Annotated in this window: 14 protein-coding genes; 4 read left to right on the top strand and 10 right to left on the bottom strand. The window is 73.2% G+C overall.

Annotation, left to right across the window (positions count from 1 at the left end; translation table 11 throughout):
• Positions 1-125 precede the first annotated feature (125 nt).
• Positions 126-2,720 carry an aminopeptidase N gene (pepN, locus tag QC282_RS09415; protein WP_279548795.1) on the bottom strand — a complete coding sequence of 865 codons (2,595 nt, stop codon included), beginning with the start codon at positions 2,718-2,720 and terminating at the stop codon, positions 126-128.
• A gap of 138 nt (positions 2,721-2,858) precedes the next feature.
• Here pepN and QC282_RS09420 point away from each other — a divergent pair, with 138 nt between their 5' ends.
• Complete coding sequence (locus tag QC282_RS09420) at positions 2,859-3,509, top strand: DsbA family protein (RefSeq protein ID WP_279548796.1); 651 nt, start codon at positions 2,859-2,861, stop codon at positions 3,507-3,509.
• 7 nt (positions 3,510-3,516) lie between these two features.
• On the opposite strand, the gene QC282_RS09425 is transcribed toward QC282_RS09420, so the two are convergent.
• The 9 genes from QC282_RS09425 to QC282_RS09465 all read right to left on the bottom strand — a co-directional run bounded on the left by QC282_RS09425 (position 3,517) and on the right by QC282_RS09465 (position 13,311).
• Positions 3,517-4,596, bottom strand: a complete 1,080-nt coding sequence (locus tag QC282_RS09425) for a glycerophosphodiester phosphodiesterase (protein WP_279548797.1) — start codon at positions 4,594-4,596, stop codon at positions 3,517-3,519.
• Positions 4,597-4,667: 71 nt separating this feature from the next.
• Positions 4,668-6,092, bottom strand: a complete 1,425-nt coding sequence (locus QC282_RS09430) for a carbohydrate kinase (RefSeq protein ID WP_279548798.1) — start codon at positions 6,090-6,092, stop codon at positions 4,668-4,670.
• Positions 6,093-6,171: 79 nt separating this feature from the next.
• A complete protein-coding gene (locus QC282_RS09435) occupies positions 6,172-7,209 on the bottom strand; it encodes a 2-hydroxyacid dehydrogenase (RefSeq protein ID WP_279548799.1) in 1,038 nt (345 codons plus the stop codon).
• Positions 7,206-8,291 (bottom strand): ABC transporter ATP-binding protein, encoded by a 1,086-nt coding sequence (locus tag QC282_RS09440; RefSeq protein ID WP_279548800.1) that lies wholly within the window; start codon positions 8,289-8,291, stop codon positions 7,206-7,208. The genes QC282_RS09435 and QC282_RS09440 overlap by 4 nt, the downstream gene beginning before the upstream one ends.
• Entirely contained in the window at positions 8,269-9,096 is an 828-nt protein-coding gene (locus QC282_RS09445) for a DeoR/GlpR family DNA-binding transcription regulator (RefSeq protein WP_279548801.1), read from the bottom strand. Before QC282_RS09445 ends, QC282_RS09440 begins: the two co-directional genes overlap by 23 nt.
• The gene (locus QC282_RS09450) at positions 9,093-10,178 is read right to left on the bottom strand and encodes an ABC transporter ATP-binding protein (RefSeq protein ID WP_279548802.1); all 1,086 of its coding nucleotides are present in this window, start codon (positions 10,176-10,178) and stop codon (positions 9,093-9,095) included. The genes QC282_RS09445 and QC282_RS09450 overlap by 4 nt, the downstream gene beginning before the upstream one ends.
• A complete protein-coding gene (locus QC282_RS09455) occupies positions 10,175-10,999 on the bottom strand; it encodes a carbohydrate ABC transporter permease (protein WP_279548803.1) in 825 nt (274 codons plus the stop codon). The genes QC282_RS09450 and QC282_RS09455 overlap by 4 nt, the downstream gene beginning before the upstream one ends.
• A complete protein-coding gene (locus QC282_RS09460) occupies positions 10,996-11,883 on the bottom strand; it encodes a sugar ABC transporter permease (protein ID WP_279548804.1) in 888 nt (295 codons plus the stop codon). Before QC282_RS09460 ends, QC282_RS09455 begins: the two co-directional genes overlap by 4 nt.
• Positions 11,884-11,889: 6 nt before the next feature.
• A complete protein-coding gene (locus QC282_RS09465; protein WP_279548805.1) occupies positions 11,890-13,311 on the bottom strand; it encodes an extracellular solute-binding protein in 1,422 nt (473 codons plus the stop codon).
• A 176-nt stretch (positions 13,312-13,487) separates the two neighbouring features.
• On the opposite strand from QC282_RS09465, the gene QC282_RS09470 reads away from it, so the two are divergent.
• The 3 genes from QC282_RS09470 to QC282_RS09480 all read left to right on the top strand — a co-directional run bounded on the left by QC282_RS09470 (position 13,488) and on the right by QC282_RS09480 (position 16,546).
• Positions 13,488-14,960, top strand: a complete 1,473-nt coding sequence (locus tag QC282_RS09470; RefSeq protein ID WP_279548806.1) for an FGGY-family carbohydrate kinase — start codon at positions 13,488-13,490, stop codon at positions 14,958-14,960.
• A gap of 127 nt (positions 14,961-15,087) precedes the next feature.
• On the top strand, positions 15,088-15,711 hold the full coding sequence (locus QC282_RS09475; RefSeq protein WP_279548807.1) for a histidine phosphatase family protein: 624 nt from the start codon (positions 15,088-15,090) through the stop codon (positions 15,709-15,711).
• A 58-nt stretch (positions 15,712-15,769) separates the two neighbouring features.
• Positions 15,770-16,546 carry an SAM-dependent methyltransferase gene (locus QC282_RS09480; protein ID WP_279548808.1) on the top strand — a complete coding sequence of 259 codons (777 nt, stop codon included), beginning with the start codon at positions 15,770-15,772 and terminating at the stop codon, positions 16,544-16,546.
• Positions 16,547-16,753: the final 207 nt, after the last annotated feature.

A 16,753-nucleotide genomic window follows, 5' to 3' on the forward strand; every position in this document is an offset into this window, starting at 1 on the left:
TGGTCCTCCGGGTCCGGACCAGGGGTTACGGGGCCGGTCTTCCGCGTTCCGTAACGGTCACGCGCCATGCGGCCGGGGCCGGGACCGGGCCGGCCCCGGCCCGCTTCACCCCGCCCCGGCACGGCTCAGCGCGACAGCACCTCCCGGCCGGCCGCCGCGGCGTCGCACGCCTGGGCGCGCAGGGCCCGCGCCAGGTCGTCCCGCGCCTCCAGCACCAGCCTGCGCAGCGCAGGCGCCGCGTCCTCGTAGGCCGCAAGCCACGCGTCCGTCGCCTCCAGCGTGCCCTCGGAGTCCTGGAGCGACGGGTACAGGCCCCGCACCACGTCCATGCCGATCTGGATCGACCGCTGCGTCCACACCCGCTCGATCGCCGCGAAGTACTTCTCCGCGTACGGCGCGATCAGCTCGCGCTGCGAGGACTGCGCGAAGCCGGCGATGGTCGCCTCCACCAGGGCGTTGGACAGCGCGTCCGACTCCACGACCTGCGCCCACGCCTGCGCCTTCACCGCAGCCGACGGACGGGCCGCCAGACAGCGGACCTGGTGGCGCTTGCCGGACGCGGTGTCGTCCCGGGCCAGCTCCTCGCCCAGCACCCGCTCGTCCGCGGCGCCGTGCGCGGCCAGCGGCTCCAGGAACGCCCAGCGCAGCTCCTGGTCCACGTCCAGGCCGTCGATCTTCTCGGTGCCCGCCAGCAGGCCCCGCAGCAGCTCCAGGTCCGCCTCGTCGGACGCCACCGACGCGAAGAACCGCGCCCACGCCAGCTGCGGTTCGCCGCCCGGCTCCGCCGCCCGCAGCTCGCGCAGCGCGCCCTCGGCGAGCAGCCGGCCGCCCGTCTCCCGCCACTGCGGCGCCACGTAGTGCACCAGCGCCGAGTTCGCCCAGGCGTGCAGCATCTGCAGCACGCCGATGTCGGACTCCCGGCCCGCGAACCGCAGCACCAGGTCCGTGAACTCCCGCGCGGGCAGCAGCGCGTCCCGCGTCATGTTCCACAGCGCCGACCAGCACAGCGCGCGGGCCAGCGGGTCGGTGAGCGCGCCCAGGTGCTCCCGCAGCGTCGCCAGCGACGTCTCGTCGAAGCGGATCTTGCAGTACGTCAGGTCGTCGTCGTTGACCAGCACCAGCTCGGGAGCCTGCGCGCCGGCCAGCTCCGCCACGAGCGTGCGCGGGCCGTCCACGTCGGCCTCGGCGCGCGCGTACCGCTCCAGCGCGCCGTCGGCCGTGCGCCGGTACAGGCCCACCGCCACCCGGTGCGGCCGCAGCCGCGGATGCGACTCCGGGGCCTCCTGCACCACCGCCAGCTCGTCGATCCGGCCGTCGGCGTCCAGCAGCACCTGCGGGGTCAGCGAGTTGACGCCGGCCGTCTGCAGCCAGGATTGCGCCCACGCCGCCATGTCGCGCCCGCTGGTCTCCTCCAGCACCGCCAGCAGGTCGCCCAGGCGCGTGTTGCCGTAGGCGTGGCGCTTGAAGTAGCGCCGGGCGCCCTCCAGGAAGGCGTCCTGGCCGACGTACGCCACGAGCTGCTTGAGCACCGAGGCGCCCTTGGCGTACGTGATGCCGTCGAAGTTCAGCTTGGCGTCCTGCAGGTCACGGATGTCGGCCGTGATGGGGTGCGTGGACGGCAACTGGTCGGCGCGGTACGCCCAGGCCTTGCGCCGGTTGGCGAACGTGATCCAGGCGTCCTCGAAGCGCGTCGCGCCGACGTTGGCGAACGTGCCCATGAAGTCGGCGAAGGACTCCTTCAGCCACAGGTCGTCCCACCACTCCATGGTGACGAGGTCGCCGAACCACATGTGCGCCATCTCGTGCAGGACGACGTTCGCCCGGCCCTCGTACGACGCCCGCGTGACCCTGCCGCGGAAGATGAACTCCTCCCGGAAGGTCACCAGCCCCGGGTTCTCCATCGCGCCGAGGTTGTACTCGGGCACGAACGCCTGGTCGTACTTGCCGAACGGGTAGGGGTAGTCGAAGTGCTCGTGGAAGAAGTCCAGGCCCTGCTTCGTCACCAGGAACACGTCCTCGGCGTCGAAGTGCGGCGCCAGGCCCTTGCGGCACATCGCGCCGAGCGGGATCTCCAGCCGCGTGCCGTCCGGGAGCACCCGCTCGTAGGAGTCCGTCACGTAGTGGTACGGGCCCGCCACCACGCACGTGATGTACGTCGAGATCGGCTTGGTCTCCGCGAACCGCCAGACGCCGTCCGTGCGTTCGCCCGCGCCGTTGCTCCACACCGTCCAGCCCTCGGGCGCCCGCACCTCGAAGCGGAACGGGGCCTTGAGGTCGGGCTGCTCGAAGTTGGCGAAGACCCGGCGCGAGTCGGCCGGCTCGTACTGCGTGTACAGGTAGACCTCGCCGTCCTCCGGGTCGACGAAGCGGTGCAGGCCCTCACCGGTGCGGGAGTAGGCGCACTGGGCGTCGACCACCAGCTCGTTGTCGGCGGCCAGGTCCTCCAGCACGATGCGGGAGCCGTCGAACACCTCGCTCGGGTCGAGGTCGCGCCCGTTGAGCGACAGGGCGGTCACGCTCGGCGCGATCAGGTCGGCGAAGCTCGACGCGCCGGGCTCCGAGCAGCGGAAGCGGATCGTGGTGACCGAGCGGAAGGTGCGCGGCTCGCCGCCCCCCTCACCGACGGCGGAGCGCACGTCGAGGGACACGTCATACCCGTCGACGGACAGCAGGGCGGCCCGCTCCCGGGCCTCGTCGCGGGACAGATTCTCACCGGGCACGGGCGGCACTCCCTCGGGGTGGTGTTTCAGGATGTGGACAGCACCGATCCTGCCATGCGCCCCTGACGCGCAGCAGCCGGGAATGCGCCGGGACGTCCTCGGCGTTGCGCGAGGAAAAGCCCCTTCCCGAGGAGAACCATGTCCGAGACAGTCTCCGGCAAGACCCCCGTCGACTTCTGGTTCGATCCGCTGTGCCCCTGGGCCTGGATGACCTCCCGCTGGGTGCTGGAGGTGGAGAAGGTCCGCGACATCGAGGTCCGCTGGCATCTGATGAGCCTCGCCGTCCTCAACGAGGACAAGCTGGACGAGCTGCCGCCGGACTACCGGGAGCTGCTGGAGACCAAGGCCTGGGGGCCGGTCCGCGTCGTCATCGCGGCCCAGGAGGAGCACGGCGCCGAGGTGCTCGGCGACCTCTACACGGCGCTCGGCACCCGCTTCCACAACCGGGGCGAGGGCGCGGGCAAGGAGACGGTCGCCGCGGCGCTGAAGGACGTCGGCCTGCCCGAGTCCCTCCTGGACCACTGGGACGCCACGCCGTACGAGGCCCAGCTGCGCGCCTCTCACAAGGAGGGCATCGACAAGGTCGGCCAGGACGTCGGCACGCCCGTCATCGCCGTGCCCGGCGCCGACGGCGACCAGATCGCCTTCTTCGGGCCCGTCGTCACCCCGGCGCCCAAGGGCGAGGAGGCCGCCAAGCTCTGGGACGGCACCCTCATGGTCGCCTCCGTGCCCGGCTTCTACGAGATCAAGCGCACCCGCACCAAGGGCCCGGACTTCAGCAACCTCTGACCGGCGCTCACTCCCGGGCGAGGTGTGCCAGGTCCGGGAAGTCCGTCACCACCGCGTCCACTCCCAGGCCGTAGTGCAGGGCGTACTCGGCGAACGCGTCCCCGAACTCGTTCGCCGAGCTGCCCCGGCGGAAGTCCGCCGGCAGGAACTGGTTCTCGGCGCGGAAGGTGTAGGCGCCGACGCTGAGCCCCGCCGCGTGGGCGTCGGACAGCAGCGGTGTGGGGGAGCCCAGCCTGCCGTCCGCGCCCACCGGCACGATCGACGACTTGTCCGGCCCGATCCAGTCCGCGTACGCGGCGATCCGCGCCAGCCCGGCGGGCGTCATCATGTCCCGGTACGTCGTCGGATCACCGGAGGAGACCAGGTCGTAGGGGCCGCCCGTGGTGCCGAGCGCCTGCCACAGCGGCACTCCCAGGCGCTCCTCGGCGATCCGTCGCAGGCTCGTCGGTTCGAAGGACTGCACGACGCACTCGCGGGCGCCGAGCCGGTTGCGGCGGATCACCCGCGCCAGCTCCGGCTCCAGCGGCAGCCCGAGGGAGCGGAAGTACGTCGGGTGCTTGGTCTCCGGGAAGACGGCGACCGTCCGCCCGTGCGCGCGGGACAGCCGCCGCGCCAGGTCCACGACCTCCTGGAAGGTCAGCACCTCCTCGCGGCCGTCGAGGACGGTGTTGCGGTTGCGGACCAGCGGCAGGCGCTCCACCGCGCGCAGCGTCTTCAGCTCCGCCAGCGTGAAGTCCTCGGTGAACCAGCCGGTCACCGACCGCCCGTCCACCGTCTTCGTGGTGCGGCGGCCGGCGAACTCCGGGTGCCGGGCCACGTCCGTGGTCCCCGATATCTCGTTCTCGTGCCGGACCACCAGCACATGGTCCTTGGTCGGCACCAGATCCGGTTCGATCCAGTCCGCGCCGGTCTGCACGGCGTACGTGTACGAGACGGCCGTGTGTTCCGGGCGCCAGCCGGCCGCGCCGCGGTGACCGACGACCAGCGGTCCGCGCCGGGCCGCCGCGCCGGCTCTCGCGGGCGCGGCCACGGCCGCCGTGCCCGCGCCGGCCGCCGCCAGCAGCAGGGATCTCCGTCCGAGGTGCATGCGACTCCCTTTCGTCGTCGGGGTGCGGGGACACGCGCGCCGGGGCGTCCGGTCGCGCGCCGGTGGCGTGCTCAGTCGCGCGCCCGCTCGCGCGCCAGCGCCAGCCGGGCCAGGTGGTCCTCGTAGCCCTTCGCGTAGGACGCCGCCCGGTCCGGGTCCGGCTCCACGACCTCCGTCGGCCGCGTCCACGCCGCCGTGTCCAGCGCGACCCCGTACCGCTCGGCCGCCGCGAGCACCGCGCCCCGGGCGCCCACCTCGCCCTCGACCACCGACAGCGGCCGGCCCAGGACGTCGGCGAGCAGCCGCATCCAGGCGGGGCTGCGGGTGCCGCCGCCGCACACCGCGAGGGAGCCCGTCAGACCGGCGGCCTCCAGACAGTGCCGGGCGGCGTACGCGATGCCCTCGCAGGTGGCGCGCACCAGGTCGGCCCCGGTGGTCTCCAGGCAGACGCCGGTGAGTTCGGCGCGCAGGCCCGGCGCCACGAACGGGGCGCGCTCGCCGGACGGCGCGAAGTACGGCAGGACCCGCACGCCGTGCGCGCCGGGCGGGGTGGCGGCCAGCAGCCCGTCCACGTCCTCGTGGCGCACGCCGGTGGTGGACAGCACCCAGTCAAGGGCGGCCGTGCCGACCATCGCGGGCATCGCGCGCAGCCAGTGGCCCGGCCGGTCGGTGGAGATGTACAGCCCGGCCGGTTCCCCGCTCGTGTCGAGGTCGGTCGTCGCGACGAGGCTGGCCAGGCAGGTGCCGACGATCAGCAGCCCGTCCCCGGCGGCGCTCACCCCGGCGCCCAGCGCGCTCGCCGGCAGGTCGTACGGGCCGTTCGCGAGCCGCGTCCCGGCCGGCAGGCCCTCGCCGCGCGTCCCGGCCGTCGCGACGGGATCGCTGACCGGCGCGAGCAGCCGCCGCCGGTGGGTCAGGCCCAGCAGCTCCACGACCCGGTTGTCGTACGTCCGGGTGCGCGGGTCAAGGAACGGCATCGACGCGTCGGACACGTCCGTCGCCGCGGGCGCCCCCGTCAGCCGTCGGAACACCATGTCCTTGCAGTACAGGGCCGTCGCGGCGGCGTCCAGCGACGCCGGTTCGTGACTGTCGAGCCAGGCCAGCAGCGGCCCCGGGCAGCCCGGGAACATGGCGCTGCCGGTGCGCCGGAACACCGCCTCGAACGTCCCGTCGGCCAGCCACCGGTCGACCAGCTGGTGCGCCCGCCCGTCCATCCAGGACGCCGCCGGGCGCACCGGCCGGCCCGCCGCGTCCACCAGCCACACCCCGTCGCCCTGCCCGGTCAGCCCGGCCAGCTCCACCGGCTCCGGGACGGCCGCGGTCAGCGCGCCGAGCACGGCGACGACCGCCGCGTACACCTCCTCCATGTCCTGCTCGACGAAGCCGCCGCGCAGGGTCAGGGCCAGCGGCCGTGCCTCGACGGCGAGTTCGCGGCCCGTGCCGTCGAACGCGGCGGCCTTCACCATGGACGTGCCCACATCGATCCCGACGTACATGCCGCCCTCCTCAGGGCTCGTCAAGGCTGGGGAAGGCTTCGGCGGGGGCTCCCCCGGGGCCGCGCGAAGCCTTCGGCTCTCAGGTCAGGCAGTGCGCAAGCGGCTCCCCGCGCAGCCAGCGCCCAACCTCCGCCGCGGCGATCCGCGCCGCCTTCTCCGCCACCGCGCGCGACGCGCCGCCCAGGTGCGGGGTGAGCACGACCCGGTCGGCGAACCCGGACAGCCGCGAGCCCGGCGGCAGCGGCTCCCGCTCGTAGGTGTCCAGCGCCGCCGCCGACAGCTGACCGCTCTCCAGCGCGTCGCACAGCGCGGCCTCGTCCAGCAGCGGACCGCGCGCCACGTTCACCAGCACCGCGCCGCGCGGCAGCAGGGCCAGTTCGCGGGCGCCGATCAGCCCCCGGGTCCCGGCCGTCAGCCGGGCGTGCAGGGTGACGACGCGGGAGCGGCGCAGCAGCTCGTCGAGGGAGGACACCCGCAGCCCGTGGATCTCGCCGCGCACATACGGGTCGTACACCATCACCCGCGCCCCGAACGCGCACAGCGCCCGCGCGACCCGGCTGCCCACCGCCCCGTATCCGACCAGCCCGACCGGCAGGTCCTCCAGCTCAAGACCGCTGTGCTCGTACGTGTAGTAGGCGGCGCCCTCCCAACTGCCCTGCCGGGCCAGCAGGTCGTGGGCCTGCGGGATGCGGCGCAGCGCGGCCAGCAGCAGGCCGACGGTGAACTCGGCGGTCGCGGCGGCGTTCCGGCCGGGCGCGTAACACACCCGCACGTCACGGGACGTGGCCGCGTCCAGGTTCACGTTCACCGGGCCGCCCCGGCACACCACCACGAGCCGCAGTCCGGGGCGGGCCGCCAGGACGCGTTCGGTGACCGGGCCCATCTGCGTGACCAGCACCCGGGCACCGGCCAGCGCCTCGATCAGCTCGTCCTCCGCGTCGCTCGCCTCGGTCACCTCGGCCACCGGCCCGAACGGCTCCAGCGGCCAGCCCAGCATCAACTCCCGCACCTCGACCGGTGTTTCACCTGCCTCGGTCCGGACCGCCCGCTCGATGAGGCCGGGCAGCACGAAATGGTCACCGGCGGCCACGACGCGCACGCTGTCTTCCCGGGTCATCGCAGGGCCTCTCCCGTCTCGGCGTCGAACACATGGATGAGCCGGGCGTCGGCGGCGACCCGGACCCGCTCGTCGTGCGCGAGCCGTGCCTCCGGGCCGGTGAGCACGACCAGCGGCCGCTCCACACCGGCGAGGGCGAGGGTCGCGATACCCGCCTCCAGCAGCGGCTCGTGCGCCACCACCCGGGCGTCCAGCCCGTCCGGCGCGAGCCGCAGGTCCTCCGGGCGCACCCCGACGACCACCTCGCGGCCCGCCGCCACCGGCACCGGCAGCGCGAGCCGCCCCGTGTCCGACAGCCGGGCGTGCCCGTCGCCGGTCGCGACGCCGGGCAGCAGGTTGATCGCCGGTTCGCCGACGAAGTCCGCCACGAACACGTTGGCCGGGCTGTCGTAGATCTCGTACGGCGTGCCGAGTTGCTGGATGACGCCGTCCTTCATCACGGCGATCCGGTCGGCCAGCGACAGGGCCTCCTCCTGGTCGTGGGTGACCAGGATGGTCGTGTGGCCCAGTTCGCGCTGGATGCGCTTGAGTTCGCGGCGCGTGGTGTCGCGCTGGGCGGCGTCCAGGTGGGACAGCGGCTCGTCCAGCAGCAGCACGTCCGGCTCCCTGATCAGGGCGCGGGCCAGCGACACGCGCTGCTTCTGCCCGCTGGACAGCCCCGCCGGGCGGGCGTCGAGGAGTCCGGTCAGGCCGACCCGCTCGGCGATGCCGGCGACCCGGCGCCCGATGTCGTCCCCGGAGCCCCGGTCCGTGCGGCGCCGCGCCCGCAGCCCGAACGCCAGGTTCTCCGCGACCGTCAGCGGCGGGTACAGCGCGTAGTTCTCGAACGCGACCCCGATGTTCCGCCGCTGCGCCGGCCGCCCCGCCACCGAAGCGCCGCCGACCAGGATGTCCCCGCCGGTGACCTCCTCCAGGCCGGCGATCATCCGCAGCGTGGTGGACTTGCCGCAGCCCGACGGGCCGAGCAGCCCGAGCAGTTCCCCGGACGCCAGGCTCAGGTCGATGCCGCGCACGGCGTCCACCGGGGGCCGCCCGCGCGACCGGTACGTCTTGCGCAGCTCACGTAACTCCAGCGCGGTCATCGCCCTCCTTCGTCGCGCACACCTCGTAACGGACGTTGTGCTCGTCCAGGTCGCGCAGCGCCTGCGGCGAGGCGCCCGCGTCCACGAGCACCAGGTCGAAGCGGGACAGCGGCACCACCCGGTGCAGGGCGACCCGGCCGAGCTTGGTGTGGTCCAGCAGCAGGACGTTGCGGGCGGCCGAGTCGAGCATCGCCCGCTTCACGGACACGATGTGCTGCTCCTGGTGGTAGGCGTAGCCCCGGTGCACGGCCGACGTGGAGGCGAAACAGACGTCCACCCGCAGCTGCTCCACGGCCTCCACGCAGGACACCCCGAGGAAGGACGAGTGCAGCGGATCGTAGTCGCCGCCGAGCGCCATCAGATGGATGCCGCGCTGCTGCGACAGCAGATTGATCGCCTCCAGGAAGTTGGTGACGACCGTCAGCGGCGTGACCTCGCCGTGCCGGAGCGTGCGGGCTATCTCCAGCGTGGACGTGGAGTCGTCCAGCAGGATCGCCATGCCGGGCTCGATCATCCGCACGGCGTGCTCGGCGACGGCGGCCTTCTCGGCCCGCATGGTCTTCAGCCGGTACTGCACGTTCGACTCGAACACCCCGGAGGGCTGTGCGGTCACGCCGCCGCGGAACTTCCGCACGATGCCCTGCCGTTCCAGCTCGTCCAGGTCCCGGTGGATGGTCATCAGGCTCACCCCGAAGCGCTCGGCGAGATCGGCCGCGGTGGCCGTGCCGTCGGCCAGCACGAGCTCCGCCATGGCGGCCTGCCGGGCGGCCGGCCCCTGCTGTGCACTGTGGTTGCTGCTGCTCATCGCGTCTCTATTCGTCGTCCCGGGCGCCCTGGCCGGTCGGCCTCGAACAGCAGCAGGTTCTCAGGCCGGACGGCGAGGCGTACGGGGGCGTCGGGACGCAGCCCGGCCGCGTCCGCGCGCGACGCGACGAGGGACACGTGCAGGGCGCCGAGCCGTACGGTGACCTCGACGGACCGGCCCAGCACCTCGGTGACGTACACCGTGCCGGTGAGGCCGTGTCCCGGCCCGCCCAGGGTCAGGTCCCGGGGACGCATCCCCACCAGTACGTCCGTGCCCGGCGCGGCCCTCGCGCCCACCGGCAGGTCCACCGCCCCGTCCGCCGAGCGGACGTGGCCGCCCTCCGTGACCGTGCCCGGCAGCAGGTTGATCCGGGGCCGGCCGCAGGCGCGGGCCACCTCCGTGTCGTGCGGCCGGTGCCAGATCTCCTCCCGCGTGCCGGTCTGCACGATCCGCCCCTGCCGGATCACGCCGATCCGGTCGCCGAGCGCCAGCGCCTCCACGGAGTCGTGCGTGACGTACAGGGTGGTCGTGTCGCGCACCGCGCCGATCGCCTTCAGCTCGGCCCGCATCTGCTGGCGCAGTTTGGCGTCCAGGTGGGACAGCGGCTCGTCCAGGAGGAAGGCGCGGGCGGGACGGACCAGCACCCGGCCGAGGGCGACGCGCTGGCGCTGCCCGTTGGACAACCGGCCCACCTCGCGGTCCAGCAGGGCGCCGATGCCCAGCAGTTCCGCGGTCTCACCGATCCGCTCGCGGGCCTCGGCGGCGGGCAGCCGGTACTTCGGCGAGCGCAGCGGCGAGGCCAGGTTGTCGTACACCGAGCGGTGCGGGTAGAGGGCGTAGCTCTCGAAGCACATCGCCACGCCCCGGTCGTAGGGCTCCACGCCCGCCATGTCGCGGCCGTCCAGCTCGACCGTGCCCGCGTCGGGGAGTTCCAGGCCGGCGACGGTCTTCAGGGCGGTGGTCTTGCCCGCGCCGGACGGGCCGAGCAGGCAGAAGAACTCGCCCTCGGCCACCTCGAGTTCGAGGCCGTCCAGGGCGACGCCGCGCCCGTACGCCTTGCGGATGCCGCGCAGCGCGATCACGACTTCACCGCCCCGAACGACAGGCCCCGCACCAGATACCGCTGGATCGTCAGCGCGAGCAGCAGCGGCGGGACGACGGACACGAGCGCGGCGGCGGCCGTCAGGTTGTACTTGGGCCGGTCCCCGCCGAGAAACGACAGCGCGCCGACGGTCACCGTCTGGGCCTCGTTGGAGGTGAGGATCATCGGGAAGACGAAGTTGTTCCAGGCGAAGATGAACGCCAGCAGAGACACCGCCGCGATCCCCGGCTTGACCAGCGGGATCGCCACCCGGAAGAAGGCCTGCTTGCGGGTGTAGCCGTCCAGCAGCGCCGCCTGCTCCAGCTCCGGGGTCAGATCGGCGAAGTAGGACCGCATGATCCACACGATGAGCGGCAGCGTGACCAGTTGCAGCACCCACACCATGCCGACGTACGTGTCGAACAGGCCGAGCTTCTGGTACAGCACGAACAGCGGGATGATCACGGTGAGTTCGGGCGCGAACCGGAACGACAGCAGCGTGAACATCAGGTTCTCCGAGCCCTTGAACCGCCACCGCGCCGACGCGTACGCCGCCGGCAGCCCGACCAGCAGCGACAGCGCGACCGCGCCCAGCGACACCACCAGGCTGTTGACGAAGAACCGCACGAAGGGGACGCCCTCGCTGTCGCCGAGGACGCTGCGGTAGCCGTCGAGGGTGGGGGAGAAGGAGAAGTAGGTGCTGAACAACTGGTCGGCGGGTTTCAGCGACAGGATCACCATCCAGGCGATCGGGAACAGCGCGAAGACGAAGTACAGGACCAGGGCGGCGTCCGCCAGCCACCCCAGCAGCCGTTTCCTCACTTGGCGCTCACCTCCGCGGCCCGCCGCTGGATGCGCCCCAGGTGCCGCACCAGCACCATCGCGGCGAGGTACACCACGGCCCAGAGCACGATCGTGTAGCTGATCCCGAACGAGTACCGCTGGAAGCGGATCGCCTCCAGATAGGCCCGTATCTGGAGCACCACCGTGGAGTCGCCGGGCCCGCCCTCGGTCAGGGCGTAGATGATGTCGAACACCTTCAGCGAGTCCATGAACCGGAAGATGACCGCGACCAGCACGTACGGCCACAGCATGGGCAGCGTCAGCCGGCGGAACGTGTACCACCAGCCGGCGCCGTCCACGGCCGCCGCCTCGAACGGGGAGGCGGGCAGCGACCGCAGCCCGGCCAGCGCGAGGATCGCCACGAAGGGCGTGTAGACCCACACGTCGACCGCGATCGAGGACAGCAGGGCACCCGTCGGGGTGTCCGTCCACTGCACGCCGCCGAGCCCGAACGGCTTCAGCAGATGGTTGATCACCCCGACCGACGGCTGGAGCATCAGCTTCCACATGATCGCCGCGATGACCGGCGCGATCATCAGCGGCAGGATGAGGATCTTCTCCAGGACCCGTCCGAGCAGCGTCGACCGGTGCAGCAGCAGCGCGACGGCGACCCCGAGCACCGTCTCGACCAGGGCGGCACCGACCGCGTACAGCACGGTCACCCACGCCGAGTTCCAGAACGCCTCCTCGCTGAAGACCGCCTGGTAGTTCTCGAACCGCACCATGTCCGGCTGCGGCTTGCTCGCCGAGAAGTCGAACAGCGTGTAGTACAGGCCGAGCCCGAACGGATACAGGATTCCGCAGGTGAGCAGCAGCGCGGGCACGATCAGGAGGTACGGGCGCAGGGTGAGCCGCCATCCCATCGCCGCTCAGCCCACCTTGCCGGCCAGGTCGTCGGCGAGATCGCCGAGGACGGACCGGGCGTCCTTCCCGCCGTAGATCTCCTGGAGTGCCGCCGCCCAGCTGGTGGTGGCGTCGAAGAACTGCGCCTGCGGGGTGAACTGGATCCTCGTCCGGTCGACGACCGTCTCGAACGTCTCGATGAAGCCCGGCAGATGCCGCATCTTGTCCTTGTACGCGCCGTCGTCGGCGACCGACCTGCGCACCGGGTCGATGTGGTGGTGCGTGAGCGCGGCCCGGCGCAGGTGCTCCTTGCCGGTCGCCCACTGCAGGAACAGCCAACTGGCGAGCTTCTTCCCGCTCTTGGCGTTCATACCGAGCGACCAGATCCACATGTTGGTGGCGAGCGACCCGTCCGGCCCCTTCGGCCCCGGATGGAAGGCGATCCTCCCGGACGCGGGGCTCGCGCCCTTCACGGCCTGGAAGTAGGCGGCCGTGTCCGCGTCGAACAGCATCCCGGCCTTCTTCGCACCGAGGTCGCTGGAGCACTGGTACCAGGTGTACGACGTCCAGGACGGCGGCCCGCCCTGCCTGACCATGGCCGCCCAGTCCCGCGTGAACGCCACGGCCCGCGGCGAGTTCATCGCCGGGGTCAGCCTGCCGCCGTCGACCGTGAAGTCCTTCAGGCCGTTGCGGGCGTACATCGTCATGAAGCCCGGGTGGATCGTGGCCCAGCTGCGCGAGCCGCGCACCGCGATCCCGTACATGCCGTCGAAGCCCACGCCGGGCGCCTTCCTCTTGATGACGCCGGCGATCTCCCGCAGCTCCTCGAAGGTCTCGGCGGGCTTCAGGCCGAGCCTGCCGAACACGTCCGTGTTGTAGGCGACGACGTTGGTCTCCCAACCCCACGGCAGCGCGTACTGCCCGCCCTGCCCGAGCGGCGCGCCCGCCTTCAGGGACCACTGGCCGGCCTGGAGGAGGTTCGGGAAGAAGTCCGCCTGGTCCCATTCGGCGCCGGTCGCCGAGGAGTTCCGCATCCACGGCCCGAGGTCCTCCAGCCAGCCCGGCGGCCCGTACTGCCACACCATGTACGCGCCCAGCATGAACACGTCGTAGGAGGCCCGGCCGCTGGACAGGTCGACGGTCAGCTTGTCGAAGTAGTTGTCCTCCGGGAAGACGTCGTACTCGACCTCGATGCCGGTCCGCTCGGTGAAGGACTTCAGGTCGGCGATCAGGGCGTCGGTGTAGGGGTGCTTGTTCAGCAGGGCCTTGACGGTCGTGCCCTTCTCCCGCTTCCAGTCGAAGGAGCCGGTGACGTCGTCGGCGGCGGAGCCGTCGCTCTGCTCGTCGTCCCCGCCGAAACCGGCTCCGCAGGCGGTGAGCAGCGGGGCGGCGGCCGTCGCGGCGGTCAGCGCGAGGAAGCGCCGGCGGTCGTGCGCGTGCGTGTCCATCCGTGACCTCCACGGGGGCGGGTGCGGTCCGGTCGGGAGTGCGGGTTAACACGGCGAGTCGACTCGTTAACAGAGGGTGTAACGGCGGAAGTTGGGCGTCAATCCCTCGCGCACGGGAAAATATCGGGGCAGAGTGAGAAGTTCACAGCACGGATCGGTGGGCGTGGGAGGTCCGGATGGCGGCGCAGGACACGGCGGACGGCTGGCTCGGGATCGACCTGGGTACGCAGAGCGTGCGCGCGCTGGTGGTCGGCGCCGACGGGACGGTCCTCGGCAGCGGCGCCGCCCCGCTGACCGGCCACCGCGACGGCGTACGGCACGAACAGGACCCGGACCGCTGGTGGCAGGCGGTGTGCGCCGCGTCCCGCACGGCGCTCGGCGCGACGCGCGGCGCACGGATCGGCGGCCTCGCGGTGTGCGGCACGTCCGGGACGGTGCTGCTCACGGACGACACGGGCCGGCCGCTGACGCCCGCGCTGATGTACGACGACGGCCGGGCGGCGGCCGAGGCGGCCCGCGCGCGGGAGGCCGGGCTCGCCGTGCAGGACACCTGGGCGCTGCCCAAGGCCCTCTGGCTGACCGCCACGTACGGCCCGGGCCGCATCACCCACCAGCCCGACGTGATCGTCACCCGCCTCACCGGCACCCCGCCGCCCGCCGACTCCAGCCACGCCCTCAAGACCGGCTACGACGCGGAGCACGACACCTGGCCGGGCTCCGCCCTCGGCCGGCTCGGCCTGAGCCACGCCCGGTTCCCCGCCGTCGTACGCCCCGGCACCCGGCTCGGCGAGGTCGGCGCGTCCGCCGCCGGGGCCACCGGCATCCCCGCCGGCACCCCGGTCGTCGCCGGCATGACCGACGGCTGCGCCGCCCAGCTCGCCTCGGGAGCCCTGCGCCCCGGCGCCTGGAACTCCGTCCTCGGCACCACCCTGGTCCTCAAGGGCGCCGCCCCGGCACCGGTCCGCGACCCCACCGGCGTGGTCTACAACCACCGTGCGCCCGACGGGGTCTGGCTGCCCGGCGGGGCGTCCAGCGTCGGCGCGGGCGCGCTCGCGGCACGCTTCCCGGACGCCGACCCGGCCGTCATGGACGAGCGGGCGGCGGCCCACGAACCGTCCGGCGCCCTCGCCTACCCGCTCGTGTCGCCCGGCGAGCGGTTCCCCTTCCGCGCCCCGGACGCCACGCCCCTGCTGCTCGGCGAGCCGGCCGACGACGCCGACCTGTGGGCCGCGCTGCTCCAGGGCGTCGGCCTCGCCGAACGCCTCTGCCTGGACTACCTGCACCACCTCGGCGCCCCGCTCGACGGGCCGCTCACCTTCACCGGCGGCGCCGCCCGCAGCGCGTACTGGAACCAGCTGCGCGCCGACATCCTCGGCCGCCCGGCCCGCGTCCCCCAACAGACCGAACCCGCCCTGGGCATGGCCGTGCTGGCGGCGTACGGCACCGCAGGCGACCCGGCCGCCACGCTCCCCGGCACCGCCGACCGCATGGTCCGCGTCCGCACGCTCCTCCAGCCGCGCCCCGGGCGTACGGCACGCTTCGCCGAGCCGTACGCTCGGCTCGTCGACGCACTGGAAACGCGCGGCTGGCTCCCGTCCCCGGTCGTCGCACACGCCCGCGAGCGCCTGCACGCCGACACCACCGGCTGACCCCACCCCGCCCCGCCCCGTCTCACCGGCCGCGCCCGTCCGCCCGCCCGTCGCACGGCAGCCCCGCCCGCCCCGGACCCGACCGCCCACCGCACACCGCCCACCGCACCGACCTGGACCGCCACCCATGAGCCCCACCACCCTCCTCCTGGCCCGGCACGGGCAGACCGTCTGGCACGCCGAGAACCGGTACGCCGGGATCAGCGACATCGCGCTCACCGACACGGGCCGCGCCCAGGCCGACGCCCTCGGCCGGTGGGCCGCCGCCCACCCCGTCGACGCGGTGTGGACGTCCACCCTGTCCCGCGCCGCCGCCACCGCCGAGCCCGCCTGCCGCGCCCTCGGCCTCACCCCGCACCGCGACGCCTCCCTGAGGGAATGCGACTTCGGCGTGGTGGAGGGCCGCACCCTCGCCGAGTTCGCCGCCGAGGACCCCGAGCGGGCGGCGGCCTTCCGTGCCGACCCGGTCGCCCACCCCTTCCCCGGCGCCGAGGACCCGGTGGCCGCCGCCGCCCGCGGCACCGACGCCCTGCGCCGCGCCGCCGCCGCCCACCCCGGCGGGCGCGTGCTGGTGGTGGCCCACAACACGCTGCTCCGGCTGGTGCTGTGCTCCCTGCTGCACATCCCGCCGGCCGAGTACCGCCGCGTGTTCCCCCGGCTGCGCAACGCGGCCGTCAGCGAGCTGCGCCTGGACGGGCAGTCCGCGGCGCTGCTGTCGCTCAACGTGCCGTGCGGGACGGATGTGGCGTAGCGGCGTCCCCTCGTAGGAGCATGTGAACGAAGACCGACCCTGGAGGCGAGCCCCACCCATGACGCAGATCGACACCTCCGTGCCGCACTCGGCCCGCATCTGGAACTACTGGCTGGGCGGCAAGGACAACTACCCGGTGGACGAGGAAGCGGGCAACGCCTACACGGCCGTCTTCCCCGGCATCGTCACCATCGCCCGCAGCAGCCGCGCCTTCCTGGGACGCGCCATCCGCCACCTCGTGCAGGAGGAGGGCGTACGGCAGTTCCTCGACGTCGGCACCGGGCTGCCCACCGTGGACAACACCCACGAGGTCGCCCAGCGGTACGCCCCCGAGTCCCGGATCGTCTACGTCGACAACGACCCGCTGGTCCTCGCCCACGCCCGCGCCCTGCTCACCTCCAGCCCCGAGGGTGTGACCTCGTACGAGGACATGAGCCTGTACGAGCCGGAGCGCATCCTGGAGGCGGCGACGAAGACGCTGGACCTGTCGCGGCCGACGGCGCTGATCCTGAGCGGCATCCTCGGTCACGTCGCCGACCACGCCGAGGCGTGCGGCCTGGTGCGCCGCCTGATGGCGGGCCTGCCGTCCGGCAGCTACCTGTGCGTCAACGACGGCTCGCGCGGCACCGACCCGGACTACGAGCAGGCGCAGGACGGTTACAACGAGACCGGCGCGGTCCCGTACTTCCTGCGGCCCGTGGAGCAGATCGAGGCCTACTTCGCGGGCCTTGAGCTGGTGGAGCCGGGCGTGGTCTCCGTGCCGCTGTGGCGTCCGGAGCCCGGTGCGGCCACCAAGCCGATCGGGCAGCACGGCGGCGTGGCCCGCAAGCCGTAGCCCGTGAGCCCGTGAGCCCGTGAGTCCACGAGCCGTTGAGCCCTTGAGCCCTTGAGTCCTTGAGTCCGCCAGCCCTTGAGGCTTCTTGCGCTCATGAGCCCCGGGCCCGCACGGGAGAGCCCCCCCGCGAGTCACGTCCTCGCGGGGGGCTCCCTTTTCTCCGCCTGCCCGCGTGAAGGGTGAGAAGACGATCACGAGGCAGGACGC

The organism is Streptomyces sp. DH24 (assembly GCF_029813775.1).
Lineage (GTDB): Bacteria > Actinomycetota > Actinomycetes > Streptomycetales > Streptomycetaceae > Streptomyces.